Below are 26,397 nucleotides of genomic sequence, written 5' to 3'. Positions count from 1 at the left end.
ATGGCGACTCTCGGGAGTTAGGCGACGCCGGCCGCGTGGGCCTGCAGGTCGGCGTGGTAGGAGGAACGCACCAGCGGGCCGGAGGCGACGTGATGGAAGCCCATCGCCTCGCCCTCCCTGCGCAGGTCGTCGAATTCTTCGGGCGTCCAGTAGCGCACCACCGGGTGATGGTGCGGCGTGGGCTGCAGGTACTGGCCGATGGTGATCATCTCGACGTCGTGGGCGCGTAAATCACGCATCGTCTCGATCACCTGGTCCATCGTCTCGCCCAGGCCCAGCATGATGCCGGACTTGGTCGGCACGTCGGGATGCTGCGCCTTGAAGCGCTTGAGCAGGTCCAGCGACCACTGGTAGTCGGCGCCCGGACGCACTTCGCGGTAGAGGTGCGGCACGGTTTCCAGATTGTGGTTGAACACGTCCGGCGGGAAGTCCTTCAGCACTTCCAGCGCGCGCTCCATGCGGCCCTTGCCGCGGAAGTCCGGCGTGAGGATCTCGATGCGGATGTCGGGGCTGGCGTGGCGCGTGGCGCGGATGCAGGCGGCGAAATGCTCGGCGCCGCCGTCGCGCAGGTCGTCGCGGTCCACCGAGGTGATCACCACGTACTTCAGGCGCATGTCGGCAATCGTCTGCGCCAGGCGCGCCGGCTCCAGCGGATCGGGCGCGGCCGGCCGGCCATGCGCCACGTCGCAGAACGAGCAGCGCCGCGTGCACACCTCGCCCAGGATCATGAAGGTGGCGGTGCCCTTGCTGAAGCACTCGTGGATGTTCGGGCAGCTGGCTTCCTCGCACACTGTCACCAGCGCGTTCTCGCGCAGGCGCGCCTTCAGCTGCTGCACGGCGTTGCCCTGCGGCAGGCGCACGCGGATCCAGCTCGGCTTGCGCAGCGTGGGCACCGCGGTGTCGAAGCCGGCGCGGTTCAGCGCGATCTTGTCGTTGCCCAGCTGCTTGTCGCCCGCGGGCGCGCCGCTGACGACGCTGATGGGGATGGTCTTGCTCGGGGAAACGGAGACGTCGCTCATCTATCTCGGCTCAGACCGCCGCGCGCGCGGGCAGTTCGGGGATCACGGGGGCGGCAGGCTCGGCGCGGAAACCGAACTGGCGGCAGAACTCCTCCACCAGCGCATCTTCCACCTCCGCCAACCGCGACGGGCCGCCCAAGTCTAGCACCTGGGTCACGGCCAAACCCTTGTAGCCGCAAGGGTTGATGCGATGAAAAGGCTCAAGGTTCATGTTCACGTTGAAGGCCAGCCCGTGGAAGCTGCAGCCGCGGCGCACGCGCAGGCCCAGCGCAGCCACCTTGGCGTCGGCTACGTAGACACCCGGCGCGCCTTCGCGGCGTGCGGCAACGATATTCCAGTGCGCCAGCGTATCGATGATCGCCTGCTCGATCCGGTTGACCAGCTCGCGCACGCCCAGCCCGGCGCGGCGCAGGTCGATCAGCGGGTAGCCCACGATCTGGCCGGGGCCGTGGTAGGTGACCTGGCCGCCGCGATCCACCGGGATCACCGGAATCTCGCCCGGCGCCAGCACGTGCTCCATCTTGCCGGCCTGTCCCAGGGTGAACACCGGGTCGTGTTCCAGCAGCCAGAACTCGTCCACCGTGTCGGCGGTGCGGTTATCGGTGAACGCGCTCATCGCCTGCCATGTCGTCGCGTAGGGCTGGCGGCCGAGACGACGGATCTTGAGCGGCAGGGACATGGCGAAACCTGGCAAAACAGGAAGGGAAAAGATGCGGCCGGCCGGCGGAAAGCCAAGGGCGGCGCGGCGGCCGTCCTGCCGGTCACGGCCGGCTCGTCACAACCGGCTCGTCACATCGTGTACCGGATATCCGGGTCCGCCCGCAGCACCGCGTGCGCGCTGTCGTACTGCTCGCGGTCGGTGCAGCGGAAGCTCACCGTGACCGAGACGTAGTTGCCGCCACCGGAGTGGCGGTGCTTCACCGTCTCGTGCAGCACGTGCAGGCCGGCGCGCTCCAGCAGCTGCGGCACGCGGGTGGGTAGCCCCGCACTGGCGTTGCCCACCGCGGTGATCTCGAACTCGCCGGGAAACTGGAAGCCCTTGCCTTCCCGCTTCGCCTGGCTGAAATCGATCTCGTGCATCACTTCGTGCCCGTCGCCGCGGCCGGCGCGGGCGCGTCGACCTTCTTGTTGCCGTGGAACCACAGCAGGATCGAATCCCACAGCCGCGAGAAGAAGCCGCCCTGCGGCGCGTCGTTCAGCGCGATCAGCGGCACGCTCTGGATCGGCTGGCCGTCCAGCGCGATGCGCAACGTGCCCACCTGCTGGCCCTTCTTGAACGGGGCGATCAGGGTGGAAGGAATGTCCATGGTGGCCTTGAGCTGGTCGTACTGGCCGGTCTTCACGGTCACCAGCACCGGCTCGGCCACGCCGATCGGCAGCTGGTTCGCCTCGCCCTTCCACAGCCGCGGAGTCACCAGCGGCTTGCCGGCGTCGTACAGCTTGTGCGTCTCGTAGAAGCGGAAGCCGTAGTTGAGCAAGGCCATTGCCGCGTCGGCGCGGCCCTTGTCGGTGCTGGAGCCCATCACCACCGCGATCATGCGCTCGTCGCCGCGCTTGGCCGAGGCGGCGAGGCAGAAGCCGGCGGCCGCGGTGTGGCCGGTCTTGATGCCGTCCACGGAAGGATCGCGCCACAGCAGCGCATTGCGGTTCTGCTGCTTGATGCCGTTCCACTCGAACTCCTTGATCTTGGAGATCGCATAGTCCTCCGGGAAGTCGTGGATCAGCGCACGCGACAGCACCGCGATGTCGCGCGCGGTCGAGTAGTGGTCGTCCACCGGGTAGCCGGAGGCGTTGGAGAAGTGCGTGTTGACCATGCCCAACTGCTTGGCATAGGCGTTCATCAGGTTCGCGAACGCATCCTCGGAGCCGGCGGTGTGCTCGGCCAGCGCGATCGCCGCGTCGTTGCCGGACTGGATGATCATGCCCTTCAGCAAGTCGTCCAGTTCCACCTTGCTGTTGAGCTTGAGGAAGCTGGTGGAGCCGTCGGTGCCGCCACCGCCGCTGCGCCAGGCGTGCTCGCTGATGTTGACCTGGTCGCTGTTGTGGACGCGGCCGTTGGCGATCTCGGCGGAGACCACGTAGTCGGTCATCACCTTGGTCAGCGAGGCCGGCGCGCGGCGCTCGTCGGGGTTCTTCGAGGCGAGGATCTGGCCGGTGGCGTAGTCCATCAGCACCCAGCTCTGCGCATCCACGTCCGGCGGCGGCGGCACCGGCATCGCCGGGACCACCGGGCGCGGCACCGTGGGCACGGGATGCGACGGCGCCGGCGGCGTCTGGGCAACGGCGGTACCGGCCACCAGCGCGGCGACGGCGAACGGGGTCAGGATGCGGCGGAGAAAGCTCATCGTGGTCTGTGGTCCGAAATAGGTTGCAACACGGCGCCGGCGGACGCCGCCAATGGAAAAACACCGCTCAGTCTACCGCGACCTGCGGCCGCGGCAGCCCCATGCCCTCGATGCGGGCGGTCACCTGATCGGCGCGATCCACGCCGTCCAGCGGGCCTACCCGCACGCGGCGAATGGTGCGGCCGTTGACCTGAACCTGCTCCACCTGCACCGGCGCGAAGTTGGCCTGGCGCAGTTGCGCGGCCACCCGCTCGGCATTCGCCGGATCGGAGAACGCGCCCACCTGCAGGTAGATGCCCGGCGATCCGGCGTCGGCTGTGACCGTGTGCGGCGCCGGCGGTTCCCCGCCCGGAGCGGACGGATCGATGCCCTGCACCTCGACCAGCCCGGTGCCCTTCGGCCAGACGCCGATGCGCACCGCGGCGGCATAGGACAGGTCGATGATGCGGTTCTCGTGGAACGGCCCACGGTCGTTGACGCGCACGATCACGCTCTTGCCGTTCGCCAGGTTGGTCACCCGCGCGTAGCTCGGCAGCGGCAACACCTTGCTGGCGGCGGTGAACTGGTACATGTCGTAGTCCTCGAGGTTCGAGGTCTTGTAGCCGTGGAACTTGTTGCCGTAGAACGAGGCAATGCCACGCTCGTCGTAGCCGCGCGCGCTGGGCAGCACGCGATAAGTCTGGCCCAGCACGGTATACGGCGACTTGTTGCCGTACAGCGAGCGTGGCTCGGCCTTAGGCACCGGCTCGGGCAAGGTGGCGATGAAGGCCGGCGGCGCGCCGGTGGGCGAGCTGTCGGTCTTGTCGCCGTAGCGGCGGTCCTGCGGCAGGCTGGTGTCGTCGCCACGGTGGAACCAGCCGTGGCGCGTGCCTTGGCTCTGGCTCTGGCCTGCCACCGTCGACCCGGCGGGCCGGGTGGCGTGACGACCGCCGCAGGCGCTCAGCGCCAAGGCCGCCGCCAGCAGCGCCAGGCCGCGCCAGAACCTCATTGCACGCGGTCCGCGCTGCGCACGCCGTCCATGATCGCCTGCGCCAGCTGGTTCACCGCCATCGCGTACATCGGGCTACGGTTGTAGGTGGTGATCACCTGGAAATTGTTGAAGGTGAACCACTGCTCCGGACCGCTCAGCCCATCGAGCGTGAGCAGGCTGGTCGGCTCGCCCGGATTCAGGTGCTGGAACGGAGCGTAGCCCCAGGCTTCCAGTTGCTCCAGCGGCCACTGCGGCTTCGCCTGCCAGTCGCCCAGCGGCTTGGCTGCGCCGTCCGGCTGCGCGCGCGCCGCCACCGGACCACCATCGACCCAGCCGTGCTTCGCGAAATAATTCGCGACGCTGGCGAGGATGTCGGGCAGCGAGTTCATCAGGTCGATGCGGCCGTCGCCGTCCGCGTCCACCGCATAATCACGGATGCTGTCGGGCATGAACTGGCCCCAGCCCTGGGCGCCGGCGTAGGAGCCGGCGAGCGTGTCCAGCGGGCCGGCGAGGTGGTTGTCCGGCAGCTCCAGCAAGGTCTTCAGCTGCTGGCGGAAATACTTCGCGCGCTTCGGGTAGTAGAAACCCAGCGTCACCAGCGCATCCAGCACCTTGTACTTGCCGGTGTTGCGCCCGTAGGACGTCTCCACGCCGAGGATCGCCACGATGTACTGTGGAGCCACCCCATACTGCTTGCCGATGCTTTCCAGCAGCGCGCGGTGCTCGCGGTAGAACGCCACGCCGTCGTCGATGCGTTGGGGGGTGAGGAAGATCGGCCGGTACGCGCTCCACGGCTTGGACTCGGCCGGGCGGTTCATCGCGTCGATGATGCTTTGCTGCAACTTCGCCTGGTCGAGCAGCGCGTTCAGCGCGACGGGATCCTTGCCGGTGTCGCGCGCCACCTCCTGCACCAGCGCGGATTGGCCGGGATGCGTGTCGGCAAACACCGGCATCGACGCGACGATCAACAGCAGGACAAGCGGAAACAGGCTGCGGAAACGGCGCGTCACGGCATTCACGGGCATGGCTTGTATCGGCATCGGCAACGATTGCGCCGAAGCGTAGCATGCACTTCGATGACATGATCTTTGCGACCATCCTTGGTCGCGAAGATCACACGGGCGGCCATCCATGGCCGCACTACTCGGGATTCATTGCGATCGTCCCTGATCGCGAAGATCACACGGGCGGCCATCCATGGCCGCACTCTTCAATCGTGCCGCTTGCGGTGCGCGTGGATCGACATCAGCATGCCGAAGCCGGTCAGCAGGGTCACCGCCGAAGTGCCGCCGTAGCTCACCATCGGCATCGGCACGCCCACCACCGGCAGCATGCCGGAGACCATGCCGCCGTTGACGAACACGTAGACGAACAGGCTCATGCCGATCGCGCCGGCGAGCAGGCGCGAATAGGTGTCGCGCGCCTCCATCGCGATCCACAGGCAGCGGCCGATGATGAAGGCGTACAGCGCCACCATCAGGCACACGCCGACCAGGCCGAACTCCTCGGAGAACACCGCGAAGATGAAGTCGGTGGTGTGCTCGGGAAGGAAGTCCAGCCGCGACTGCGAGCTGTGCATCCAGCCCTTGCCGAACACGCCGCCGGAGCCCACCGCGATCTGCGACTGGATGATGTGCCAGCCGTTGCCGAGCGGATCCGATTCGGGATTGAGCAGGGTCAGCACGCGCTCGCGCTGGTACTGATGTATGAAGGGCAAATGCCAGACCACTGGCACCATCGCACCCGCACCACCCAGCAACAAGCCGATGCGCCACCAGGCCATGCCGGACAGGAACAGTGCGAACGCGCCAGCCGCGGCCACCAGCAGCGCCGTGCCCAGGTCCGGCTGCCTGGCGATCAGCACGGCGGGGATCGCGATCAGCACGCCCACCACCGCGATGTCCTTCCAGCCCGGCGGCAGCTGGCGTGGGTGCAGGTACCAGGCCGCCATCATCGGCATGGTGAGCTTCACCAGCTCGGAAGGCTGGAAGCGCATCACGCCGAGGTTCAGCCAGCGGTCGGCGCCGCGCCCCTCGCCCAGCACCGCCACCACCACCAGCAGCAAGGTGCTGCCGGCATACAGCCACGGCGTCCAGTTGCGCAGGGTCGACGGCGGGATGCGCGAGATCAGCAGCAGCAGCGCGAAGCCCAGCACGAAGCGCACGGCCTGACCGCCCACCAGCGCAACGCTGCCGTCGGCGGCGCTGTACAGCGTGGCCAGCCCGACCATCGACAGCAGCAGCAGGCCCGCGGCCAGCGGCAGGTCGATCCGCGGCCGGGTCAGCACGCGGCGCAGCAGGCGCCGCATCCGCACTTGCAGCAACTCGATCATGGCGGCGTGTCCTGCGTCGACGCTTCGGCCGGCTGGTCTTCCCCGCTCGAAGCGGGTGGCGCCGGCGCGGTTGGCGGAGCTCCCACGGACGGCAAGCCTCCCGGTGGCAGCGGCGTGTCCGGCGGCGCGTCCGGCTGGGTGGCCAGCCAGGCGTCGAGGATCTTGCGCGCGATCGGCCCCGCCGAGGAGGCGCCCCAGGCGCCTTCCTCCAGCACCACCGCCACCGCGATGCGCGGATCCTCGGCCGGCGCGAACATCTCGAACCAGGCACGGTGGCGGCTGGCGAGGTAGGCGAGGCTCTTGTTCTCGTTGTAGGCGTCGGTGCGGCGCGAGTAACGCTCGGCGGTGCCGCTCTTGCCCGCGATGGTGTACGGGAAACCCTTGCCCAGCCCATAGGCGGTGCCACGCGGATCGTTCACCACCATCTGCATGCCCTGCTCCACCGCCTGCCAATTGCCCTGGCTGGTGACCAGCGAGGGACCGCTGGGCGGATTGGCCAGCGGGATCTTCGGCTGGTCCACGCCGGTCTGCGTGGCCATCACCAGTCGCGGCGCGTACGGCGTGCCGCGCCCGGCGAGGGTGGCCAGCGCATGCGCCAGCTGCAGCGGGGTCACCGCCCAGTAGCCTTGGCCGATGCCGGCGATCACCGTTTCGCCGGGATACCACGCCTGCTTGAAGCGCCTGGCCTTCCATTCGCGCGAGGGGAGGATGCCGCTGGCCTCGCCGTCGAGGTCGATACCGGTGGGCTTGCCGAAGCCGAACTTGCCCATCCACGCGCTGAAGCGGTCGATGCCCATGTCCAGCGCAAGCTTGTAGAAGTAGGTGTTCACCGACCACATGATCGCGGTGCGCAGGTTCACCGTGCCGAAGCCGCCGCGGCGGTCGTCGCGGTAGCCGCGCGACTGGCCGGGGATGTAGAACGTGCCGGTGGAGAGCACGGTGTCCTGCGGCGTGCGCAGGCCCAGCTCCAACCCGCCCAGCGCGACGTACGGCTTCACCGTGGAGCCCGGCGGATACACGCCGCGCAGCGCACGGTTCAGCAGCGGCTTGTCCGGCGCGCTGGTCAGCGCGTCGTAGTCGGCGTGGCTGATGCCGTCGACGAACAGGTTGGGATCGTAGGTGGGCACGCTGACCATCGCCAGCACCTGGCCGTTGCGCGGGTCGATCGCCACCGCCGCACCGGGCTTGCCGTCGAAGGCGGCTTCCGCGGCTTTCTGGATGCGCACGTCGATGCTGAGGTAGACGTTCCGGCCGGGCGTGGCGGGATGCGTCTGCAGCACGCGCTGGGTGCGGCCGTCCGCATTCACCTCGACCAGCTCGTAGCCCGGCGTGCCGTGCAGCACGTCCTCGTAGGAACGCTCGATGCCGATCCGGCCCACGTGGGTGGTGCCCTTGTAGCGCGAGGGGTCGAGCCGCGCGAGGTCGTCCGCGTCAATTCGCGAGACGTAGCCGATCACGTGCGCGAACAGCCCGCCGAATGGATAGCGCCGGTTGAGGTAGGGCACCACGTCCACGCCGGGGAAGCGCCAGCGGTTCACCGCGAAGCGGTCGATCTCGTCCTCGGTGAGGCGCAGCTTCAGCGGCACACTCTCGAAGCGGCGGCTCTGCTTGAGCTGCTTGTGGAACGCGTCGAGGTCGTCCTGGCCGAGCGGGATCACCCGGCCCAGCTGCGCCAGCATCGCGTTCATGTCCTTGACCTGCTCGGGCACCACCTCGAGCCGGAACGCGGGCACGTTGTTCGCCAGCAGCACGCCGTTGCGGTCGTAGATCAGGCCGCGCGCCGGCGGGATCGGCAACGGCTTGACGCGGTTGTTCTCCGAACGCGTGGCGAACTCGTCGTAGCGCTCCACCTGCAGGAACACATAGCGGCCGATCAGCCCGGCCAGGCCCAGCAGGATCAGCACGAAACCGGCCACGGCGCGGCGGCGGAACAGCTCGCCCTCGCTGCGTGCATCCTTGATCGCGCGTCGCAGCTTCATGTCACCGGCCCACGTCTCATTGGATCGTGTCTCATTGGATCCGCAAACGCGCGCGCAAGTCGTCCAGCAGCAGGAACAGGAACGGCCACAGCGCGGCGCCCACGAACGGGGCGATCCACCAGCTCGCCGGCGGCACCGGGGTGCCGGACAGCACCCGCACCACCAGCAGCAGGATGCGGTCGTTCAGCAGCAGGGCCAGCACCGCCAGGGTCTGCTGCCACATCGGGAAGAAGCGCAGCCGCGAGCGGAAGCGCAGCACGATGAACACCAGCGCGGTGAGGCGCAGCGCCTGCTCGCCCAGCAGCACGCCGTCGAACAGGTCGGCGCCCAGGCCGAGCAGGAAGGCCAGCCCCAGGCTGACGCGATCTTCCGACTCCAACGCCCAGTACAGCAGGACCAGCGCGGGCCAGTACGGCTTGAACGGCTCCAGTACCGCCGGCAACGGCACCAGCATCAACAGCAGCGCGAACACCAGCGTGCCGATGAACCACCACAGGGACAGGCGCTGGCGGTTCATGGCGTGCTCCCGGCCGATGCGGGTGTCGTGGTGGTGGCGCGCGGCGGTGGCGAGGCCGGCTGGCCCGCCGCCGGCGTGGCGGTCGGTCCGTTGGCGGCGCCCGGCGCAGGCGCCAGCGCCGTCGGCGGACCGGCCGGCACCGCCGGCGCGGGCGGGCCATCGGGCTCGGCCTGGTCGTGCAGCAGCAGCACGTCCTCGCTGCGATCGAGATCGGCCGCCGGCTGCACCTGCGCCACGCGGAACATGCCGGAGGGGCTCGGCGCCACCGCGAGCACCTTGCCCACCGGGAACCCCGGCGGGAAGCGCCCGCCGAGGCCGGAGGTGAGCAGCCGGTCGCCCGGCCGCACATCGGCGGCCAGCGGGATGTTCGGCAGCACCATGCCACTGCCGTCGCGCGCGCCGTAGGCCACCGTGCGCAGGCCGGAACGCTCCACCACCACCGGGATCGCGTGCGCCGGATCGGTCACCAGCATCACCACCGACGTGGTCGGCAACACCTCGACCACCTGGCCCATCACGCCGTGCGCGTCGATCACCGGCTGGCCCGGCTTCACGCCGTCGCGGGCGCCGAGGTTGAGCACCAGCCGCTGCTGCCAGGCGCCCAGGTCCACGCCCACCACGCGCGCCAGCTGCACGTTGATGTCCAGGCTGTGCCGGGTGTCCAGCAGCTCCTTCAGCCGGTGGTTCTGCTCGGCCACGCCGGCCATGCGGTTGAGCCGCGCATTGGCCAGCAGCAGGTCTTCGCGCAGGCGCTGGTTCTGCTCGGTGAGCAGCTTGCGGTCGGCGAACGCCACGCTGAGCGTGCGCATGCCGGCGCTGGGCAGGTTGGCCAGCCGATACACCGGCTCCACCACCGCCGACGCCGCATAGCGCACGCGCCACAACCAGCCGTTGCGATGGTCGAGCACCATCAGCACCATGGCCAGGGCGAGGTAGACGATCAGCCGCAGCGTGCCCGCGGCGTTGCCGGCGAACAGCGGCGAGGACTCATCGCGGGCGCGCGCCATCGTGGACGCGACTTATTCGGGCGCGAAGAAGTCGCTGCCGTGCTGGTCGATCAGCTCCAGCGCCTTGCCGCCGCCGCGCGCCACGCAGGTGAGCGGATCGTCCGCCACCTGCACGTGCAGGCCGGTTTCCTCGGAGATCAGGCGGTCCAGGTCGCGCAGCAGCGCGCCGCCACCGGTGAGCACGATGCCGCGCTCGGCAACGTCGGAGCACAGCTCCGGCGGGGTCTGCTCCAGCGCCGACTTCACCGCGGCCACGATGCCGGCCAGCGGCTCGTGCAGCGCCTCGAGGATCTCGTTGGAGTTGATCGTGAACATGCGCGGCACGCCCTCGGCGAGGTTGCGGCCGGAGATCTCGATCTCCCTGACCTCGCTCTGCGGGAACGCGCAGCCGATCTCCAGCTTGATCCGCTCGGCGGTGGACTCGCCGATCAAGGTGCCGTGGTTGCGGCGCACGTAGTTGATGATCGCCTCGTCGAAGCGGTCGCCGCCCACGCGCACGGACTGCGAGTAGACGATGCCGTTCAGCGAGATCACCGCCACCTCGGAGGTGCCGCCGCCGATGTCCAGCACCATCGCGCCGCGCGCCTCGTGCACCGGGATGCCCGCGCCGATCGCGGCGGCCATCGGCTCCTCGATCAGGAACACGTCGCGGGCGCCGGCGCCCTCGGCCGATTCCTTGATCGCACGGCGCTCGACCTGGGTGGAGCCGCAGGGCACGCAGACCAGCACGCGCGGGCTGGGCCGCAGCAGGCGCGACTTGTGCACCTGCTTGATGAAGTGCTGCAGCATCGCCTCGGTCATGGTGAAGTCGGCGATCACGCCGTCCTTCATCGGGCGCACCGTGGCGATGTTGCCGGGCGTGCGGCCCAGCATGCGCTTGGCGTCGCTGCCCACCGCCGCAATCGCGCGCGGGCCGCCCGGACCACGGTCCTGGCGCACCGCCACCACCGAGGGTTCGTTCAGCACGATGCCCTGGCCACGCACGTAGATCAGCGTGTTGGCGGTGCCGAGATCGATGGAGACGTCGTTGGAAAAGATCCCGCGAAACTTCTTGAACATAGGTTCGCCGCGCGCCGGCCTGATTAAAAAATAAGCTCACCAGTCTAGTCAGCGTGCCCGGCGCGCGCAACCGGAAAGACGTTAAGAAAGCCTTGTGCGACGCGGTTTGCCGCACATTCCGGCGCTCCCGCCCGCGCGCGACGCGCCCGCCGCGGATTCGCCATGAACGTCCGTTCACGATACGATGCGAACCTTTGGCCGGATCCGCAGGATCCGGTCCGGTCAGCCGCGATGCGCGGCATTCCTACAGCTCGGGGCACTCACGCAACCATGTCTGCCGTCATCTGCGGATCGCTTGCCTACGACACCATCATGGTGTTCCAGGACCAGTTCAAGAACCACATCCTGCCCGACCAGATGCACATCCTGAATGTGTCCTTCCTGGTGCCGCGGATGCGCCGCGAGTTCGGCGGCTGCGCCGGCAACATCGCCTACAACCTCAAGCTGCTCGGCGGCGACCCGCTGCCGGTGGCCGCGGTGGGCCAGGACTTCGCGCCCTACCGCGCGCACCTGGAGAAGTGCGGCATCCGGCTCGACCGCGTGCGCGTGTTCGACGACCAGTTCACCCCGCAGTGCTTCATCACCACCGACCTGGACAACAACCAGATCACCGCCTTCCACCCCGGCGCGATGTCCAGCGCGCACGACAACCACGTGCGCGAGATCCCCGACATCGACATCGGCATCGTGGCCCCGGACGGGCGCGAGGCGATGCTGCAGCACGTGGACGAGTTCGCCGCGCGCGGCGTGCCCTTCATCTTCGATCCCGGCCAGGCGATGCCGCTGTTCAGCGGCGACGAGTTCCGCGCGATGATCGAAAAGTCCACCTACGTGATCGTCAACGACTACGAGTCGCAGCTGCTGCAGACGCGCACCGGCTGGAGCGCTGAGGAGATCGCCGGCCGCGTGAAGGCCTACGTCGTCACGCTGGGCCCGCGCGGCTCGCTGATCCACGCCGACGGCACCACGCACGAGATCCCGCCCGCGCACGAACGCCAGATCGTCGACCCCACCGGCTGCGGCGACGCGTACCGCGCCGGCCTGATCTTCGGCATCCTGCGCGGCAAGGATTGGCCCACGGTGGGTCGCATGGCCTCGCTGATGGGTGCGCTCAAGGTCGAGCACCCCGGCACGCAGAACCAGCGCTTCGACTACGCGCAGTTCGCCGCCGCGTTCAAGGAACAGTTCGGCTACGCGCTGGATTGACCGGATCGCCGTGTGGGAGCGCACCCTGTGCGCGACGGCTTCCGGCTTCGATCAAACACCAGAGCATTCGCGCACAGGGTGCGCTCCTACATCGGTTTTCAGCCAGGCGTGAACGCGCAGGCGGCCTGCACCGCCGCTTGCCAGCCGCGATACAGGCGCTCGCGTTCCGGCGCGGGCATGCGCGGCTCGAAGCGCCGCTCCATCTGCCACAGCTGCGCGAGCTGCCCGCGGCTCTCCCAGAAACCCAGCGCCAGTCCGGCCAGGTAGGCCGCGCCCAGCGCCGTGGTCTCCTGCACCCGCGGTCGCAGCAGCGGCACGTCCAGCAGGTCGCTCTGGAACTGCGCGATGAAGTCGTTGGCGATCGCACCGCCGTCGCAGCGCAGTTCCTTCAGCGGGATGCCCGCATCCGCCTCCATCGCCGCCAGCACGTCGCGCGACTGGTAGGCCATCGCCTCCAGCGCCGCGCGCACCAGGTGCTCGCGGCGGGTGCCGCGGGTGAGGCCGAACATCGCGCCACGCACCTCGCTGCGCCAGTACGGCGCGCCCAGCCCCACGAAGGCCGGCACCAGGTAGACGCCGTCGCTGGAGGCCACGTTCTCGGCCAGCGCCTGCGAATCGGCCGCGGTTTCGAGCATACGCAAGCCGTCGCGCAGCCACTGCACCACCGCGCCAGCCACGAAGATGCTGCCTTCCAGCGCGTATTCGACCTTGCCGCCGATCTCCCAGGCGATCGTGGTCAGCAGCCCGTGCCGTGACGGCACCGCCTGCGCGCCGGTGTGCATCAGCATGAAGCAGCCGGTGCCGTAGGTGTTCTTCGCCATGCCCGGCTCGAAGCAGGCCTGGCCGAACAGCGCCGCCTGCTGGTCGCCGGCGAGGCCGCCGATCGGCACCGCGGCGCCGAGGAAGCGCGCGGGATCGGTGTCGCCGTAATGTTCGCTGCACGAGCGCAGCTCGGGCAGCATCGCGCGCGGCACGTTGAACAGGCGCAGTAGCTCGTCGTCCCATTCGCACCGGTGGATGTCGTACAGCAGGGTACGCGCGGCATTGCTGGCGTCGGTGACGTGCAGGCGACCACCGCTGAGGTTCCATACCAGCCAGCTCTCGATCGTGCCGAACAGCAATTCGCCGCGCTCTGCGCGCGCCTGTGCACCGTCCACATGGTCGAGAATCCAGCGGATCTTGCTGGCCGAGAAATACGCGTCGATCAGCAAGCCGGTCTTCGCGCGCACCGTCGGCTCGCCGCCGTCCGCCCGCAGGCGTTCGCAGATCGCCATGCTCTGCCGCGACTGCCACACGATCGCGTGGTGCACCGGCTGGCCGCTGCGGCGGTCCCACACCACGGTGGTCTCGCGCTGGTTGGTGATGCCGATGCCGGCCAGCTCGGCCGGCTCGACCTGGCTGCGCGTGAGCAGTTCGGTCACCGTTACCAGCACGCTGGCGAGGATCTCGCGCGGATCGTGCTCCACCCAGCCGGGCTGCGGATAGATCTGCGCGAATTCGCGCTGCGCCATGCCCGCCACGCGGCCGGCCGCGTCGACCAGCATCGCCCGCGTGCTGGTGGTGCCCTGGTCCAACGCCAGGATGTATCGCTTCGCCACGGAACACCTCGCCGTCGATGCCCGCACGAAGATTAGCAACGAAGCCGCCAGGTCGCTCGCGGCCACGCATGGCCGCGAGCTGGAAAAACGCTTACCAGGTACGCACGTCCACGATGCTGGCGGTGAAGCTGCTCATGTCCGGCTGGGCGCGGAACATGCGGCCCAGGTCGAAGTTCACCGTGTCGCCGGGGGCGATGTTCGAGGTGCCGGCCGGCCAGGCCTGCTTGCTCTGCACCACGTTGCCCGAGGCGTCCTTGATCTCGATGCGGATCTGCGCGGCCGACGCGGCGGTGCAGTGGTTGACCAGCTCGCCGCGCAGGCTGAGGCGGGCGCCGGCCGCAGCGGGCTTGAAATCCTTGATCGCGAAATCGGCAGGCGCGCAGGTGGCGTGGGCGGCCAGCGGGGCCAGCAGCAGGACGGCGGCAGCAACGAGGGCTTTCATGGAATCTCCGGAAACGATGGGGAGGGAACCGCCGTGCGGATGCAGGCGGATGCCACCGGTATCGACCGCACTGCCTGGAGCTTTAGCGCCTCGCCACCACCGGCTCAAGTTCCCCGCCCCGCGGCCGATGCCCCGGATACGTGCGCAATCGCGCCCAAGTGGGAGACCGAAGCTCATGAAAGTATTGCTAGTTTCCACGGCCTTGTTGCTGGCTCCGTTGGCCGCTCACGCCGCCTGCTCCGCGCAGGACTTCGCGATCCAGGATTTCAAGCCGGCGCTAAACAGTGCCGGCATGTCGACGCGCATCGCCTTGCGTGGCGAACTGGCCAACCATTGCGCCAACGCCGCCGCCGCGCAGATCCGCGTCGAGATCAAGGACGCCTCGGGCAACGTGCTGGAGAGCAAGCAGGCGTGGCCGGCAGGCACCTCGAACATCGCCCCCGGCGACAAGGTCGACTTCGACCTGGGCCGCATGTTCCGCTTTCGACCCGGCATGGAATCCTTCACGGCCAGCGTGGTCGACGTGCGTACCTGGTAAGCGGCCACCCATCCCGGCGCCAACGCGAAAGGCCCCCCGCGGGGGCCTTTCGCATTGGTGCATCCGACCCGCCGCCGAGCGGCGCCCCCAGCCGGCCAGCCACTGCCGGGCCGGCAGCCGATCGTCAGTGCAGCACGAACAGCTTGTCGAAGCCGGCCACGCGCAAGGTGCTGCGCAGCTCGCCGGAGGCGTTGACGATGCGGATGTCGGCACGGTCGGCGCCGGCGTGCTCGCGCAGCAGCAGCAACATGCCCAGCGCCGAGCTGTCCATGCCGGCGACCTCGCCCAGGTCGATCACGTAGCTGCGCGCGGGCTTGCCTGCACCGAGGCAGGCGTCATGGAAGTCGCGATGGATGCTGAAGTCGAAACGCTCGCCCAGCTGCAAGGTGAGGCAATCGAGTTCGGGGTCGTGGTGGACGATCATGGTGCCATCCTCAGAAGAGTTCGATTTCGCCGGCTTCCATCGAGTTCTGCAGCGCCGGGCCACGCGAGCGCAGGCGCGCCTTCTCGCGCTGGATCGCCAGCCGGCTGCGCACGCGCTGCGAGCGCTCGGCCAGTGCGTCGGCCTCCAGCGCGGTGCAGGCCAGCTCCTCGATGTCGCGGGTGCATTCGGTGGTGACATCCTGCAGCTCGGTGAGCCGGGTCCGGGTCTGCGTGATCAGCTGGCGCAGGATGTCCTCGAACTGCAGCGAGCGCACGGTGGTGGAGACATCGCTGCCGAGGCCGCGGCTGATCTCGACCACCTGGTCGGCGACCTTGCTGCTGCGCGCGTCGCTCTCGGTGACGTGGGCGGTCATCGCGTCGATGCCGCCCTTGGCCGACAGCGCCACGTTGAGGTCCTGCGAGGCCATCGCGCCGATCAGGCCGCGCAGCTGCTCCATTGCCGTGCGGGCGCGCTCGACATGGCCGCCGATGCGCTCGTTGAGCTGGTTGGAGTTGCTGGCCAGGTTGCGGATCTCGCCGGCCACCACCGCGAAGCCGCGGCCGGATTCGCCCGCGCGCGCCGCCTCGATCGCGGCATTCAGCGCCAGCAGGTTGGTTTCCTCGGCAATCGTGTTGACGTTGCGCAGCAGGCCGAACACCGCGTCCATCTCCTTCGCCATGCCGTCGATGCGGTAGACGATGCGCAGGCTCTCGCGCGACATCTGCACGATCATGCCCACGAAGTGCTCCAGCAGGTCGCCGGTGCGCGCGGCGAAATCCTGCACGGAGACGCCGCCGTCCTGCACGTCGATGATCTGCTTGAGCAGCGACTGCTGCAGCGCGGTCTTGTTCGACAGGCCGTCGAAACCGCCGCCCAGTTCTGACACCGCATCGCGCAGCAGGTCCAGGCCCTGGTGCAGCTCGCGGGTGGCGTGGCCCAGCTCGTCGACCAGCGCGCTGCGCACGTCCTCCAGTGCCTCGCGCACCGGCTCGCTGCTCGCGGGCGCGGCGACGACGGGTGCGGCCGGCAGTTCGGCGCGAGTGGCGAAAGCCCACGTCGCGGTGAGCGCGAGCACCAGCAGCGGCGCCAGCCAGGCCGGATGCCACAGCAGGCTCAGCAGCAGGGCGACGGCACTGGCGATCCAGCCGGCCAGCGGACGTCGGAACAGGGAGGCGGGAGTGAATGACATGATCCGTATTCCGCGGTCAGGCGCAGACGGCGCCGGGTTGAATGTGGCGGGCGAGCGCGAGCAGGCGCGCCGCGATGTGGTCGACCGGCAGCATCTCCGGCGCGGCACCGAGCTTCCAGGCGGCGCCGGGCATGCCCCACACCACCGAGCTGGGCTCGTCCTGCACCAGGGTCGCGGCGCCGGCCTGGCGCAGTTCGAGCAGGCCGCGTGCGCCGTCGTCGCCCATGCCGGTGAGCAGCGCGGCGATGGTGGCCGCGCCGGCGCTGGCCGCCAGCGAGCGGAACAGCACGTCCACGCTGGGGCGGTGCCGGTTCACCGGCGGGCCGTCGTGCAGGCGGCAGACGTACTTCGCGCCGTCCCACATCACCAGCAGGTGGTGGCTGCCGGGCGCGATGTAGGCGTGGCCCGGCTGGATCGGCTGGCCGTCGCGCGCCTCGCACACGCGCATCGCCGAGCAGCGGTCCATGCGCGCGGCGAACGGCCCGCTGAAGGCGGCCGGGATGTGCTGGGTCACCAGGATCGGCGGCGCGTCCGGCGGCATCGCCTCCAGCACCACGCGCACCGCCTCGGTGCCGCCGGTAGAGGCGCCGATCGCGATGATCGGGCTGCCGCCACGGCTGCCCGCGGTCTGCGAGCGCGGCAGCACCGCGTCGGCGGAAAGCCGCGGCGCCACGTCCAGCTTGCGCACCGTGGTGCGTGCGCGCGGCTTCGCCCGCGCCGCCTGCTTGACCTTGGCGCAGATCTCCAGCGCGCTGTCGCCGAAGCTGGACGCGAGGTCGCTGCTCGGCTTGGCGAGGAAATCCACCGCGCCCAGCTCCAGCGCGCGCAGCGTCACGTCGGCCCCTTCCGTGGTCAGCGACGACACCATCACCACCGGCATCGGCCGCAGCCGCATCAGGTTCTCCAGGAAGGTGAGGCCGTCCATGCGCGGCATCTCGACGTCCAGCGTTAGCACGTCGGGGTCGAGCTGCTTGATCTTCTCGCGGGCGATCAGCGGGTCCGCCGCCGTGCCCACGACTTCGATGCCCGGGTCGCAGGCAAGCATGGTCGACATCAACTTGCGCACCAGGGCGGAATCGTCGACTACCAGTACGCGCACTCTTTCCATTGCTCACCTTGGCCATGCGGGCCCGTCGCCGAAGACGATGGCCCGGTCGATGCCGCGCCGGCGCCCGGCGTCAGAACAGCTCGACCTCACCCTTTATCGGATCGTTTGCCAAACGCTTGAGGTAGCCGCGCTCGTCGGCCACCAGCGCCACGTCGTCGCTGCGGCGCAACTGGCGCACGCGCACCCGGCCGCTCAGCGGGAAAAACTGCACCTGGCGCGGGTACACGTCGCCCAGGTCCTCGGCCACCAGCGGCAGCCGTTCGGCGGCGATGTAGCGGCGCACGAAGTCGATGTTGCGCTGGCCCACGTCGCTCATCTGCGCCAGCACGCGGCCGCCGCCGAACACCTTCACCCTGAGGTCCGTGCGCTGCCCGCCGGCCTTCAGCACCGCGTTGATCAGCTGTTCCATCGCGTCGCTGCCGTAGCGCGCCGCGCGCCCCACGGTGGACGACCAGCCGTCGCTGGCGCCGCGCGGCTCGGGCAGCATGAAATGGTTCATGCCGCCAATGCCGCGGACGGGGTCGTGCACGCAGGCCGCCACGCAGGAACCGAGCACGGTGCTGACCAGCTCGTCCTGCGCGCCCACGTAGAACTCGCCCGGCAGCACCTTGACCACCATGCAGTTCTGCGCGGGATCCCAGAACCGGCGCAGGTGCTCGAAGCCGGGCATGGCCTCGGGCAGGGTGGGCGTGGCCCGGCGCTCGGCTGTGCGTGCCAGCATCAGGCGCGCTTCCGGTAGACGGTGCGCCCGATCAGTTCGAAGTCGTCGTTGATGCCGTGCAGCGACTCGGAATGGCCCAGGAACAGGTGGCCGCCCGCCGGCAGCAGCGCGGCGTAGCGGCTGAACAGCCGCTGCTTGGTCGGCTGGTCGAAGTAGATCACCACGTTGCGGCAGAAGATCGCGTCGAACGGCCCGCGCATCGGCCAGTCGTGCAGCAGGTTCAGCGGCTGCACGGTCACCAGCTCGCGCAGCCGCGGATGCACGCAGGCGTAGCCTTCGTACTCGCCGGCGCCGCGCAGCAGCCAGCGGCGGCGCTCCTCGCTGATGCCGTCCAGCTTGTCCAGCGGATACACGCCGTTGCGCGCCGTTTCCAGCGCCTGCGGCGACAGGTCGGTGGCGAGGATCCTCGCGTCGACGCCGGTGGCGCCATGCTTCTCCAGCGCCTCGGCCAGCACCATCGCCAGCGCATACGGCTCCTCGCCGCTGGAACAGCCGGCCGACCAGATCCTGAGCCGGTCGCCGTCGCGGCGCTTGTGCACCAGCCACTGCGGCAGCAGCTCGTTCTCCAGCAGCTCGTAATGGTGCGGCTCGCGGAAGAACGCGGTGACGTTGGTGCTGATCGCGCTGGCCAGTTCGCCCAACTCGCCGTTCGGATCGCTGCGCAGCAGCGCGCAATAGGCGGCGTAGTTGGGCAGGCCCAGCGCACGCAGGCGCCGCGCCAGCCGCCCCTGCACCAGCTGGCGCTTGTGTTCGCCCAGCGCGATGCCGCAGTGCTCGTAGACGAAGTCGCGCAGGAAGCGGAACTCCGCCTCGCCAAGCAGGGTCGTGCCGTCGCCCGCGGGTGCCGCATCACGCTTGATCGCACCGGCGGCGACGGCCACGCTCAGAACTCCTTCCAGGCGCCGGCATCCGCCGCTTCGGCGGCCATCGCGCGCGGCGGCGCCTTGCGCACCGCGGCGAACACCGCCTCGGTGGCCTTGGCCACTTCCTTCGCGCGCGCCGGCGGCACGTCCGCCGCCGCGGCATCGCCGGCGAGACGGAAGAAGCCCACCTGGCTGGTCAGGTCGCCGGCCTGCTCCTGCATGGCGCGGGCGGCGGCCGAGGCTTCCTCGACCAGCGCCGCGTTCTGCTGGGTCATCTCGTCCATCTGCATCACGGCGTTGTTGACCTGGTCGATGCCGGCCGACTGTTCCTGGCTGGCTGCGGCGATCTCGGCCACGATGTCGGTGACCTTCTTCACGCTCTCGACGATGTCGGCCAGCGCCTTGCCGGACTGGTTGACCAGCTCCGAACCGCTGCGCACCTTCTCCTCGCTCTCGGCGATCAGGCCCTTGATCTCCTTCGCCGCGCCGGCACTGCGCTGCGCCAGGTTGCGCACCTCGCTGGCCACCACCGCGAAGCCGCGTCCCTGCTCGCCGGCGCGCGCCGCTTCCACCGCGGCGTTCAGCGCCAGCAGGTTGGTCTGGAACGCGATCTCCTGGATCAAGCCCACGATGTCGCCGATCTTGCGGCTGGAGGCATCGATCTCGGCCATCGCGACGATCGCCTTGCCGGCCACCTCGCCGCCGTGCTCGGCCTGCTCGCGGGCGCCGCGCGCCAGCTGGTTGGCGTGGCTGGCGTTCTCCGCGTTCTGCTTCACGGTGGAGGTCATCTCCTCCATCGACGAGGCGGTTTCCTCCAGGCTGGAAGCCTGTTCCTGCGTGCGCTGGCTGAGGTCGTCATTGCCGCGCGCGATCTGCTGCGCCGCGCTCGACACCGCATCGGAACCCTGGCGCACCTCGCCCACGATCGCCGCGAGGCGCTCGTCCATCACCCGGAACGCGTCGAGCAGGCGGCCCAGCTCGTCCATCCGCTTCACCTTGATGCCGTGACCCAGCCGGCCTTCGGCGATCGCGTGCGCCACCGTCACCAGGCGCGCCAGCGTGCCACTGATCGAACGCACCAGCAGGGTCGCCACCAGCAGCGCGAAGATCAGGCCGCCGGACAGCGTGACCAGCACCAGCGCCCGCACCACGCCGTAGCGGCTGACCTGGGTCTGGTAGACCTGCTTCACCTCGTCGCCCTGCGCCCGGATCAGCTTGTCGAGCGCGTCCAGCCGCATCATCAGCGACGGGCGCACTTCCATCTCCAGCAGGTCGCGGGTGCCGTCGTCGTTCTGGCCGAGCGCGTCGTAGACATCCTTCAGGCTGCTCGCGTAATCCGCGTCGGTGGCGCGATAGGCTTTGTACTTCGCCGCGATGTCTGCGCTCAACGGCATCCCCGACAGCTGCTTGTTGGCCGCGGCGATCTCCTTCTGGATCTTCTCGGACTCGGCGACCTTCTGCTTCACTTGGTCGGCCTTGCCGATCACGTCGGCCGCCTCGCCCAGCACGACGAAGTTCATCAGCGACTTGGAGCGCAACTCGCCCATCAGCTGCGCCGGCACCATGGCCTCCTCGTAACTGTGGCGCATCCCCTCGTTCTGCCAGGACATCACGCCCAGGCCCACGCCGGCACCCGCCACCAGCATGATCGCGAGCAGCGCGAAGGTGCCGATCAGGCGGGCCTTGACCGACAAGGTGGAAAACTTGGCGAAACGCGCAGTGAATTTCTTGATGTTCATCGTGATTCCCGAATCAGGCGGCAACTTCGACTTCGCGGACGGCCGGCAGCGCGGCGTCCAGCGTTTCCACGTCTTCCGGACGCATCAGCTTCTCCACGTCCAGCAGCATCAGCATGCGTTCGGCATGGGTGGTCAGACCTTTGAGGTAGCGGGTGTCGACGATCGCGCCCATGTCCGGCACCGGCTTGACCGTCGCCGGATCGATGTCGACCACGTCGGACACCGCGTCCACCACGATGCCGAACAGGCGCTCGGCCACGGCCACCACGATCATCACCGTGTTGTCGTCGTAGCTCTCGCGTTCCAGCCCGAAGCGCAGGCGCAGGTCCAGCACCGGCACGATCGCGCCGCGCAGGTTCAGCACGCCGAGCATGTACGCGGACGCCTGCGGGATGCGGGTCACCCGCGACCAGCCGCGAATCTCGCGCACCGCCAGGATGTCGACGCCGTACTCCTCGCCGGCCAGGCTGAAGGTGAGCTGCTGCACGGTGGCTGCCGTGCCTGCGTGGTGTTCGTGCATGGATCGTCTACCTCGTGATGGGCGCCTGTGGGGCGCCCGGCCTCGGTCTTGTATCGGCCCGGACGCGGCGGACTTGAGCGCACCACCGGAGGCAAATACGCGAAAACGCGGCCCAGCGAACGGCTGCCTGCGCAGGTCGGGATTCATCCCGGCCCTTCACCCACGGAGTGCGTTGTCGGGATGAATCCCGACCTACGGAAGGCTGCATCGATCCGGGCAAGGAAACGCTCAGGCCGCCTTGCCGCGCCGTCCCAGCCGCACCACGCCGCCCACGTCGACGATCAGCGCCACCGAACCGTCGCTGACGATGGTGGCTCCCGACACGCCCTGTACCTGCTGGTAATGCTTCTCCAGCGACTTGATCACCGCCTGCTGCTGGCCCACCAGTTCGTCGACCAGCAGGCCCACGCGCTGGCCGCCGTCCTCGACCACCACCACGATGCCGCGCTCGATCGCGGTGACCGCGTCGGCACAGCCGAAGGCGTGGTGCAGGCGGATCACCGGCAGGTATTCGTCGCGGAAGCGGAACACCTCGCCGCCGCCGGCGGTGCGGCGCACGGCGTCGGCCGGCAGGCGCAACGATTCGACGATGGAGATCAGCGGCACGATGTAGCGTTCGGCGCCCACCGTGGTGACCAGACCGTCGATGATCGCCAGCGTCAGCGGCAGCGCGATGGTGAACACACTGCCCTGGCCGGCCACGCTCTTCACGCCCACGCTGCCGCCGAGGTCGCGCACGTTGCGGCGCACGACGTCCATGCCCACGCCGCGGCCGGAAAGGTCGGTGGCCTGGGCCGCGGTGGAGAAGCCGGGCTGGAAAATCAGCTCGGCCACCTCGTCGTCGCTCAGCGGCTGGGTGGCCGAAACCAGCCCTCGCTCCACCGCCTTGGCGCGAATGCGTTCATGACTCAGGCCGGCGCCGTCGTCGCTGATCCGCACGATGATGTTGCTGCCCTCGTGGTGAGCGTCGAGCGTGAGCGTGCCGGTTTCCGACTTGCCCGCGGCGCGGCGCTGCTCCGGCATTTCCAGGCCGTGGTCGATCGCGTTGCGCACCAGGTGCACCATCGGATCGCCGATCTTCTCCAGTACGGTCTTGTCCAGCTCGGTGTGCTCGCCGTGCAGCTCCAACCGCACCTGCTTGCCGAGCTTGCGCTCGAGGTCGCGCACCAGGCGCGGGAAGCGGTTGAACACGCTGCCGATCGGCAGCATGCGGATGCGCATCACGCTGTCCTGCAGCTCGCGCGTGTTGCGTTCGAGCTGGGCTAGCCCCTCGCGCAGCCGCTCCAGCTGCGAAAGATCGAAATGCTCGCCGATGTCGCTGAGCATGGACTGGGTGATCACCAGCTCGCCCATCATGTCGATCAGCGCATCGACCTTGTCGATGCCCACGCGGATCGAGCCGCCATCGGTGTGGCCTGCACCGCTCGCGACGGTGGCCTCGCGTGCCGGCGCCGGCGTTTCCGCAGCAGGCGTCGCCGCTGCGACCGGCACCGGCGTCGCCACGACGGCTTCGGTCGCGGCCGCGGCCAGCGGCGCGATGGCGAGTTCGCAGTCGCCGTCCAGCCAGTCGAACACGGCGTCGAGATCCGCGCGCGCCACCGCGCCGTGCAGGCGCAGCTCCCAGCCGAGATGGCACTGGCCAGGATCGAGCGCGGCGAAGTCCGCGGGCGCGGATTCGGTCACGAAGGCGCGCAGCACTTCCAGCCGGCCCAATGTCTGCAATTCGTTGAACACGCGGAGGGGATCGTTGCCGGTCTGCAGCAGGTGCGGCAGCGCGACGAAGCGGATCGCCCAGCCGGTGGCCGGCGCGGCCGACGCCTGCACCGCGGCGGGCGCCGGCGCGCCCGCGACCAGCTGCGCCAGCTCGGCGCGCAGCGCCTCGCTGCCGGCGTCGGCCGCGGGCTGGCCGCGACTGGTGCGGTCCAGCATGCCGCGCAGGCAGTCGAGCGAGCGCAGCAGCAGGTCGATCAAGCCGGCATCCACCGCGCGGCGTTCGCTGCGCACTTCCTCCAGCAGCGATTCGGCCACGTGGGTGAACGCGGCCATGTCGGCGAAGCCGAACGTCGCCGCGCCGCCCTTGATCGAATGCGCCGCGCGGAAGATGGTGTGCACCAGCTCGTGGTCGGTCGAGCCCGAGTCCAGCGCCAGCAGCGCCGCCTCCATCGCGTCGAGGCCTTCGTGGCTTTCCTCGAAGAAGGTCTGGTGGAACTGGCTGAGATCAACCGTGGCCATCGATGCCCCTTAACCCAGCACGCGCTTGACGGTGGCCAGCAGCTGCTCGGGGTCGAACGGCTTGACCAGCCAGCCGGTGGCGCCGGCGGCCTTGCCTTCCATCTTCTTCTCGGTGTGCGACTCGGTGGTGAGCATCAGGATCGGCACGCCCTTGTACTCGGGCTTCGCGCGCAGCGCGCGCACCATGCTGATGCCGTCCATCACCGGCATGTTGACGTCGGCCAGCACCAGGTCGAACGCGCTGCCGCCGGCCGCATCCAGCGCCAACTGGCCGTTCTCGGCCTCGGTCACCTCGTGGCCCGCGCCGCGCAGGGTGAAGGCCACCATGCCGCGCATCGAAGCCGAATCGTCTACCGCGAGAATCTTTGCCATGCTGCCACCTCGTTCAGGCCGGCCGGGCGGCCGGCAGTTCCAGAATCTTCGCCAGGCCCAAGAGCCCGGCCGCGTCGTTCAGGGCCGCACTGCTGCCGCGCCAAGCCAGCGTGCCGCCGCGACCGTCCAGCGCGCGGCGCAGCAGCACCAGCAGCTGCAGCGCGGCGGTATCCACACGCTCCACCTGGCTGCCGTCGAGCTCGACGGCGCCGCCCGGCAACGCCGCCACCAGTTCGGTGTGCAGCGCCGCCAGGGTGGCCATGCGGCAGTCCGGCGGCAGCACCACCGCCTCGCCTGCCGCCTGTTCGCCGTCCCGTTTCGCCGCCCGCTTGCCGGCCATGCCCATCGCTCCGTTCGCGCCCGTTGGCGCCGACTGCTGGGCTTATCGGCCGCGCTGGTGCACGCTTTAGGCCCGTTTGCCGTTCCGGTGACGTCGCCTCAAGTTCGTGCGAAAACGGTCGATGTCCTCCGGGACGAGTCCGCTCTCGACGCTACCCTCCACGTGCAGGAATCCGCTTGATCATCCAGCCGACCAGCCTTGCCGCCCTGACCTGGGCCGGCGCCGCCTCCGGCAGCGCCGCGCCCAGCTGGCGCATCGGCAGCGTGCTGCTGGCGCGGCCGCTGGGCGTGAATGCGCAGGGTCTGCAGGTCCTGCAGATCGGCACGCTGACGGTGGAGGCCGACGTGGCGGGCGGACAGCTGCCCGCGCAATTCCAGGTGCGCGTGCTGAGCCTGGGCGCCCAGCCGCAACTGGAGTTGCTCGCGCAGCCGACCGACCCCGTGCTGCAACGCGCCCTGCGCGAGCGCCTGCCGCAACAGAACGGCTACGCGCCACTGCTGGCCACGCTGGACGCGCTGGCCCAGCGGCCGGTGCTGCGCCAACTGCCGCCGGAGCTGCGCAACGCGCTCGCCCTGCTCGAACAGGCGATGCCCAGCCCGGCCGAGGTCACCCGCGGCGAAGGCCTGCGCGTGGCGATCGAACACAGCGGGCTGTTCCTCGAATCCCTGCTTGCGCGTCCGCCGGGCCAGCCGGCGCCCCTACTGCAGGACGACTGGAAAGGCGCGCTGCTGCGCCTGATCGCCCTGCTCGACCGTCGCGCGCCGGCACCGGCTACGCGGAACACCGGCGACACCGCGCCCCCCATGCTGCAGCGCGGCCTGCAGGCGCAGCCGCGCGCGTCCTTGCCGCCATCGCTGCTGGCGGGCGACGAAGTGGAGCCACTGCTCGATCGCCTGCAAGGCGACGTGAAGGCCGCACTGGCGCGGGTCGAGGTGGCCCAGCTGGAGTCCGCCAGCGGCCCGCTGCCGGCGTGGATGATCGAGATTCCACTGCACGGCGTGGACGGCCGCGACGTGCTGCAACTGCAGCTGGAATACGCCATCGACACCGGCGACGGCAGCCGCGGCTGGAACCTGGGCTTCGCGCTGGACCTGCCCGCGCTGGGCGCAGTGCAAGGCGAACTGCAGCTGCGCGAGCCGCGCCTGTCGGTGCGACTGTGGGCCGCGCAGGCCGATACCGTGCAACGGCTGGAGCGCCAGTTCGGCGCGCTGCGCCAGCGCCTGGCCGCCTGCGGCCTGCTGCTCGACCAGCTGAGCTGCCAACACGGTTTGCCCGAGCCGCCGAACCGCTACAGCGCCGTGCTGCTGCAGGCCACCGCATGAGCACGCCGACATGAACCCGCCGACTTCTCCCCCCACGCGCCGGGTCAGCCTGCGCCTGTCCGCCCCCGGCAGCGGCGAGACTCGCGCGTTGCCGCCCGAGTCTCTGGAAAGCCTGCGCGCCCGCGCACAGGCACTGGGCCTGCCGCTGCATCCCGATCCGCAGATCGCCGCCCTCTTGGCCGGCCTGCGTCTGCGCGACGACGTGCCGGTGCTGCTCTACGCCGCGGCGGCCTCGGTGCTCGCCGCGGTCTACGACGCGGCGGAAGAGCAGGGCTGATTCATGCCGCCGGCGTGCGCATCGCGAGAATCAGGTTCCGCCTCGTCACGCGACAGTCCGCAACATGCGACCAGCTGCCCGGCATCCGCGCGTTCGCGCGCGAGTTGTCTGGCCAGCAAGTGAACTTGGAACCGTTCTGGAACCCAAGCTGTAGCAGGCTGTTGAGAAACCTCCGCGCGCCGCCGCGGTCATAGACGTTCTCAATCACTGACCGCCCGATCCGATGCGCAGCCCCGACGTCCAGCAGCTTGGCATGTTCTCGTATGTATCGGTCGAAG

At 69.5% G+C, this 26,397-nt stretch carries 28 protein-coding genes; 4 read left to right on the top strand and 24 right to left on the bottom strand.

Annotation, left to right across the window (positions count from 1 at the left end; genetic code table 11):
- Window positions 1-17: 17 nt before the first annotated feature.
- The 11 genes from lipA to B0E52_RS04465 all read right to left on the bottom strand — a co-directional run bounded on the left by lipA (window position 18) and on the right by B0E52_RS04465 (window position 11,228).
- On the bottom strand, window positions 18-1,019 hold the full coding sequence (gene lipA, locus B0E52_RS04515) for a lipoyl synthase (protein ID WP_077482195.1): 1,002 nt from the start codon (window positions 1,017-1,019) through the stop codon (window positions 18-20).
- Between the two features lie 10 nt (window positions 1,020-1,029).
- The gene (gene lipB / locus B0E52_RS04510; protein ID WP_077482194.1) at window positions 1,030-1,698 is read right to left on the bottom strand and encodes a lipoyl(octanoyl) transferase LipB; all 669 of its coding nucleotides are present in this window, start codon (window positions 1,696-1,698) and stop codon (window positions 1,030-1,032) included.
- 110 nt (window positions 1,699-1,808) lie between these two features.
- Window positions 1,809-2,099 carry a DUF493 family protein gene (locus B0E52_RS04505; protein ID WP_077482193.1) on the bottom strand — a complete coding sequence of 97 codons (291 nt, stop codon included), beginning with the start codon at window positions 2,097-2,099 and terminating at the stop codon, window positions 1,809-1,811.
- Window positions 2,099-3,364: a D-alanyl-D-alanine carboxypeptidase family protein gene (locus B0E52_RS04500; protein ID WP_077482192.1), complete on the bottom strand. Its 1,266-nt coding sequence runs from the start codon at window positions 3,362-3,364 to the stop codon at window positions 2,099-2,101. Before B0E52_RS04500 ends, B0E52_RS04505 begins: the two co-directional genes overlap by 1 nt.
- A 67-nt stretch (window positions 3,365-3,431) precedes the next feature.
- Entirely contained in the window at window positions 3,432-4,352 is a 921-nt protein-coding gene (locus tag B0E52_RS04495; RefSeq protein WP_077482191.1) for a septal ring lytic transglycosylase RlpA family protein, read from the bottom strand.
- Window positions 4,349-5,359 (bottom strand): lytic murein transglycosylase B, encoded by a 1,011-nt coding sequence (mltB, locus tag B0E52_RS04490; RefSeq protein ID WP_077482213.1) that lies wholly within the window; start codon window positions 5,357-5,359, stop codon window positions 4,349-4,351. The genes B0E52_RS04495 and mltB overlap by 4 nt, the downstream gene beginning before the upstream one ends.
- A gap of 185 nt (window positions 5,360-5,544) precedes the next feature.
- A complete protein-coding gene (gene rodA, locus B0E52_RS04485; protein ID WP_077482190.1) occupies window positions 5,545-6,666 on the bottom strand; it encodes a rod shape-determining protein RodA in 1,122 nt (373 codons plus the stop codon).
- On the bottom strand, window positions 6,663-8,645 hold the full coding sequence (mrdA, locus tag B0E52_RS04480) for a penicillin-binding protein 2 (RefSeq protein ID WP_077482189.1): 1,983 nt from the start codon (window positions 8,643-8,645) through the stop codon (window positions 6,663-6,665). The genes rodA and mrdA overlap by 4 nt, the downstream gene beginning before the upstream one ends.
- 31 nt (window positions 8,646-8,676) lie before the next feature.
- Window positions 8,677-9,162 (bottom strand): rod shape-determining protein MreD, encoded by a 486-nt coding sequence (gene mreD / locus B0E52_RS04475; protein ID WP_077482188.1) that lies wholly within the window; start codon window positions 9,160-9,162, stop codon window positions 8,677-8,679.
- On the bottom strand, window positions 9,159-10,169 hold the full coding sequence (gene mreC / locus B0E52_RS04470) for a rod shape-determining protein MreC (protein ID WP_077482187.1): 1,011 nt from the start codon (window positions 10,167-10,169) through the stop codon (window positions 9,159-9,161). The genes mreD and mreC overlap by 4 nt, the downstream gene beginning before the upstream one ends.
- A 12-nt stretch (window positions 10,170-10,181) precedes the next feature.
- Entirely contained in the window at window positions 10,182-11,228 is a 1,047-nt protein-coding gene (locus B0E52_RS04465) for a rod shape-determining protein (protein ID WP_077482186.1), read from the bottom strand.
- 270 nt (window positions 11,229-11,498) lie between these two features.
- Here B0E52_RS04465 and B0E52_RS04460 point away from each other — a divergent pair, with 270 nt between their 5' ends.
- Entirely contained in the window at window positions 11,499-12,434 is a 936-nt protein-coding gene (locus tag B0E52_RS04460; protein ID WP_077482185.1) for a carbohydrate kinase family protein, read from the top strand.
- 98 nt (window positions 12,435-12,532) lie between these two features.
- On the opposite strand, the gene glpK is transcribed toward B0E52_RS04460, so the two are convergent.
- Window positions 12,533-14,032 carry a glycerol kinase GlpK gene (gene glpK, locus B0E52_RS04455; RefSeq protein ID WP_077482184.1) on the bottom strand — a complete coding sequence of 500 codons (1,500 nt, stop codon included), beginning with the start codon at window positions 14,030-14,032 and terminating at the stop codon, window positions 12,533-12,535.
- Window positions 14,033-14,123: 91 nt separating this feature from the next.
- Window positions 14,124-14,474: a hypothetical protein gene (locus B0E52_RS04450; RefSeq protein ID WP_077482183.1), complete on the bottom strand. Its 351-nt coding sequence runs from the start codon at window positions 14,472-14,474 to the stop codon at window positions 14,124-14,126.
- Between the two features lie 175 nt (window positions 14,475-14,649).
- On the opposite strand from B0E52_RS04450, the gene B0E52_RS04445 reads away from it, so the two are divergent.
- Entirely contained in the window at window positions 14,650-15,012 is a 363-nt protein-coding gene (locus tag B0E52_RS04445; RefSeq protein ID WP_077482182.1) for a hypothetical protein, read from the top strand.
- Window positions 15,013-15,136: 124 nt separating this feature from the next.
- Here the strand turns inward: B0E52_RS04445 and B0E52_RS04440 are convergent, their stop codons facing one another.
- The 10 genes from B0E52_RS04440 to B0E52_RS04395 form a co-directional block, all read right to left on the bottom strand.
- Window positions 15,137-15,436, bottom strand: a complete 300-nt coding sequence (locus B0E52_RS04440; protein WP_077482181.1) for an STAS domain-containing protein — start codon at window positions 15,434-15,436, stop codon at window positions 15,137-15,139.
- Between the two features lie 10 nt (window positions 15,437-15,446).
- On the bottom strand, window positions 15,447-16,625 hold the full coding sequence (locus tag B0E52_RS04435) for a methyl-accepting chemotaxis protein (protein WP_077482180.1): 1,179 nt from the start codon (window positions 16,623-16,625) through the stop codon (window positions 15,447-15,449).
- A gap of 16 nt (window positions 16,626-16,641) precedes the next feature.
- Window positions 16,642-17,733 carry a chemotaxis response regulator protein-glutamate methylesterase gene (locus tag B0E52_RS04430; RefSeq protein WP_077482179.1) on the bottom strand — a complete coding sequence of 364 codons (1,092 nt, stop codon included), beginning with the start codon at window positions 17,731-17,733 and terminating at the stop codon, window positions 16,642-16,644.
- A 70-nt stretch (window positions 17,734-17,803) separates the two neighbouring features.
- Entirely contained in the window at window positions 17,804-18,454 is a 651-nt protein-coding gene (gene cheD, locus B0E52_RS04425; protein ID WP_077482178.1) for a chemoreceptor glutamine deamidase CheD, read from the bottom strand.
- Window positions 18,454-19,335 (bottom strand): protein-glutamate O-methyltransferase, encoded by an 882-nt coding sequence (locus B0E52_RS04420; RefSeq protein ID WP_139351582.1) that lies wholly within the window; start codon window positions 19,333-19,335, stop codon window positions 18,454-18,456. The genes cheD and B0E52_RS04420 overlap by 1 nt, the downstream gene beginning before the upstream one ends.
- A gap of 2 nt (window positions 19,336-19,337) precedes the next feature.
- Window positions 19,338-21,056 (bottom strand): methyl-accepting chemotaxis protein, encoded by a 1,719-nt coding sequence (locus tag B0E52_RS04415; RefSeq protein WP_077482177.1) that lies wholly within the window; start codon window positions 21,054-21,056, stop codon window positions 19,338-19,340.
- Window positions 21,057-21,069: 13 nt separating this feature from the next.
- A complete protein-coding gene (locus B0E52_RS04410; RefSeq protein ID WP_077482176.1) occupies window positions 21,070-21,576 on the bottom strand; it encodes a chemotaxis protein CheW in 507 nt (168 codons plus the stop codon).
- Window positions 21,577-21,804: 228 nt separating this feature from the next.
- Window positions 21,805-23,808: a chemotaxis protein CheA gene (locus tag B0E52_RS04405; protein ID WP_077482175.1), complete on the bottom strand. Its 2,004-nt coding sequence runs from the start codon at window positions 23,806-23,808 to the stop codon at window positions 21,805-21,807.
- 9 nt (window positions 23,809-23,817) lie between these two features.
- Window positions 23,818-24,180, bottom strand: a complete 363-nt coding sequence (locus tag B0E52_RS04400; RefSeq protein ID WP_077482174.1) for a response regulator — start codon at window positions 24,178-24,180, stop codon at window positions 23,818-23,820.
- 13 nt (window positions 24,181-24,193) lie between these two features.
- Complete coding sequence (locus B0E52_RS04395) at window positions 24,194-24,520, bottom strand: STAS domain-containing protein (RefSeq protein ID WP_077482211.1); 327 nt, start codon at window positions 24,518-24,520, stop codon at window positions 24,194-24,196.
- A gap of 176 nt (window positions 24,521-24,696) precedes the next feature.
- On the opposite strand from B0E52_RS04395, the gene B0E52_RS04390 reads away from it, so the two are divergent.
- The gene (locus B0E52_RS04390) at window positions 24,697-25,842 is read left to right on the top strand and encodes a flagellar hook-length control protein FliK (RefSeq protein WP_077482173.1); all 1,146 of its coding nucleotides are present in this window, start codon (window positions 24,697-24,699) and stop codon (window positions 25,840-25,842) included.
- Window positions 25,843-25,852: 10 nt separating this feature from the next.
- Window positions 25,853-26,119 carry a flagellar biosynthesis protein gene (locus B0E52_RS04385; protein ID WP_077482172.1) on the top strand — a complete coding sequence of 89 codons (267 nt, stop codon included), beginning with the start codon at window positions 25,853-25,855 and terminating at the stop codon, window positions 26,117-26,119.
- A gap of 1 nt (window position 26,120) precedes the next feature.
- Here the strand turns inward: B0E52_RS04385 and B0E52_RS18615 are convergent.
- The coding region (locus B0E52_RS18615) for a hypothetical protein (protein ID WP_217316663.1) at window positions 26,121-26,397 on the bottom strand (277 nt) is incomplete at its 5' end.

The sequence above is a fragment of the Rhodanobacter sp. C06 genome (genome assembly GCF_002001105.1).
Classification (GTDB): Bacteria; Pseudomonadota; Gammaproteobacteria; order Xanthomonadales; family Rhodanobacteraceae; genus Rhodanobacter_A.
The sequence above is the reverse complement of the archived record's forward strand: the minus strand, read 5'-3'. Positions and strand labels throughout refer to the sequence as shown.

Coding starts and splice junctions, on each gene's coding strand:
- lipA (WP_077482195.1), bottom strand. CDS start 1,019: ATGAGCGACGTCTCCGTTTCCCCGAGCAAGACCATCCCCATCAGCGTC.
- lipB (WP_077482194.1), bottom strand. CDS start 1,698: ATGTCCCTGCCGCTCAAGATCCGTCGTCTCGGCCGCCAGCCCTACGCG.
- B0E52_RS04505 (WP_077482193.1), bottom strand. CDS start 2,099: ATGCACGAGATCGATTTCAGCCAGGCGAAGCGGGAAGGCAAGGGCTTC.
- B0E52_RS04500 (WP_077482192.1), bottom strand. CDS start 3,364: ATGAGCTTTCTCCGCCGCATCCTGACCCCGTTCGCCGTCGCCGCGCTG.
- B0E52_RS04495 (WP_077482191.1), bottom strand. CDS start 4,352: ATGAGGTTCTGGCGCGGCCTGGCGCTGCTGGCGGCGGCCTTGGCGCTG.
- mltB (WP_077482213.1), bottom strand. CDS start 5,359: ATGCCCGTGAATGCCGTGACGCGCCGTTTCCGCAGCCTGTTTCCGCTT.
- rodA (WP_077482190.1), bottom strand. CDS start 6,666: ATGATCGAGTTGCTGCAAGTGCGGATGCGGCGCCTGCTGCGCCGCGTG.
- mrdA (WP_077482189.1), bottom strand. CDS start 8,645: ATGAAGCTGCGACGCGCGATCAAGGATGCACGCAGCGAGGGCGAGCTG.
- mreD (WP_077482188.1), bottom strand. CDS start 9,162: ATGAACCGCCAGCGCCTGTCCCTGTGGTGGTTCATCGGCACGCTGGTG.
- mreC (WP_077482187.1), bottom strand. CDS start 10,169: ATGGCGCGCGCCCGCGATGAGTCCTCGCCGCTGTTCGCCGGCAACGCC.
- B0E52_RS04465 (WP_077482186.1), bottom strand. CDS start 11,228: ATGTTCAAGAAGTTTCGCGGGATCTTTTCCAACGACGTCTCCATCGAT.
- B0E52_RS04460 (WP_077482185.1), top strand. CDS start 11,499: ATGTCTGCCGTCATCTGCGGATCGCTTGCCTACGACACCATCATGGTG.
- B0E52_RS04450 (WP_077482183.1), bottom strand. CDS start 14,474: ATGAAAGCCCTCGTTGCTGCCGCCGTCCTGCTGCTGGCCCCGCTGGCC.
- B0E52_RS04445 (WP_077482182.1), top strand. CDS start 14,650: ATGAAAGTATTGCTAGTTTCCACGGCCTTGTTGCTGGCTCCGTTGGCC.
- B0E52_RS04440 (WP_077482181.1), bottom strand. CDS start 15,436: ATGATCGTCCACCACGACCCCGAACTCGATTGCCTCACCTTGCAGCTG.
- B0E52_RS04435 (WP_077482180.1), bottom strand. CDS start 16,625: ATGTCATTCACTCCCGCCTCCCTGTTCCGACGTCCGCTGGCCGGCTGG.
- B0E52_RS04430 (WP_077482179.1), bottom strand. CDS start 17,733: ATGGAAAGAGTGCGCGTACTGGTAGTCGACGATTCCGCCCTGGTGCGC.
- cheD (WP_077482178.1), bottom strand. CDS start 18,454: ATGCTGGCACGCACAGCCGAGCGCCGGGCCACGCCCACCCTGCCCGAG.
- B0E52_RS04415 (WP_077482177.1), bottom strand. CDS start 21,056: ATGAACATCAAGAAATTCACTGCGCGTTTCGCCAAGTTTTCCACCTTG.
- B0E52_RS04410 (WP_077482176.1), bottom strand. CDS start 21,576: ATGCACGAACACCACGCAGGCACGGCAGCCACCGTGCAGCAGCTCACC.
- B0E52_RS04405 (WP_077482175.1), bottom strand. CDS start 23,808: ATGGCCACGGTTGATCTCAGCCAGTTCCACCAGACCTTCTTCGAGGAA.
- B0E52_RS04400 (WP_077482174.1), bottom strand. CDS start 24,180: ATGGCAAAGATTCTCGCGGTAGACGATTCGGCTTCGATGCGCGGCATG.
- B0E52_RS04395 (WP_077482211.1), bottom strand. CDS start 24,520: ATGGCCGGCAAGCGGGCGGCGAAACGGGACGGCGAACAGGCGGCAGGC.
- B0E52_RS04385 (WP_077482172.1), top strand. CDS start 25,853: ATGAACCCGCCGACTTCTCCCCCCACGCGCCGGGTCAGCCTGCGCCTG.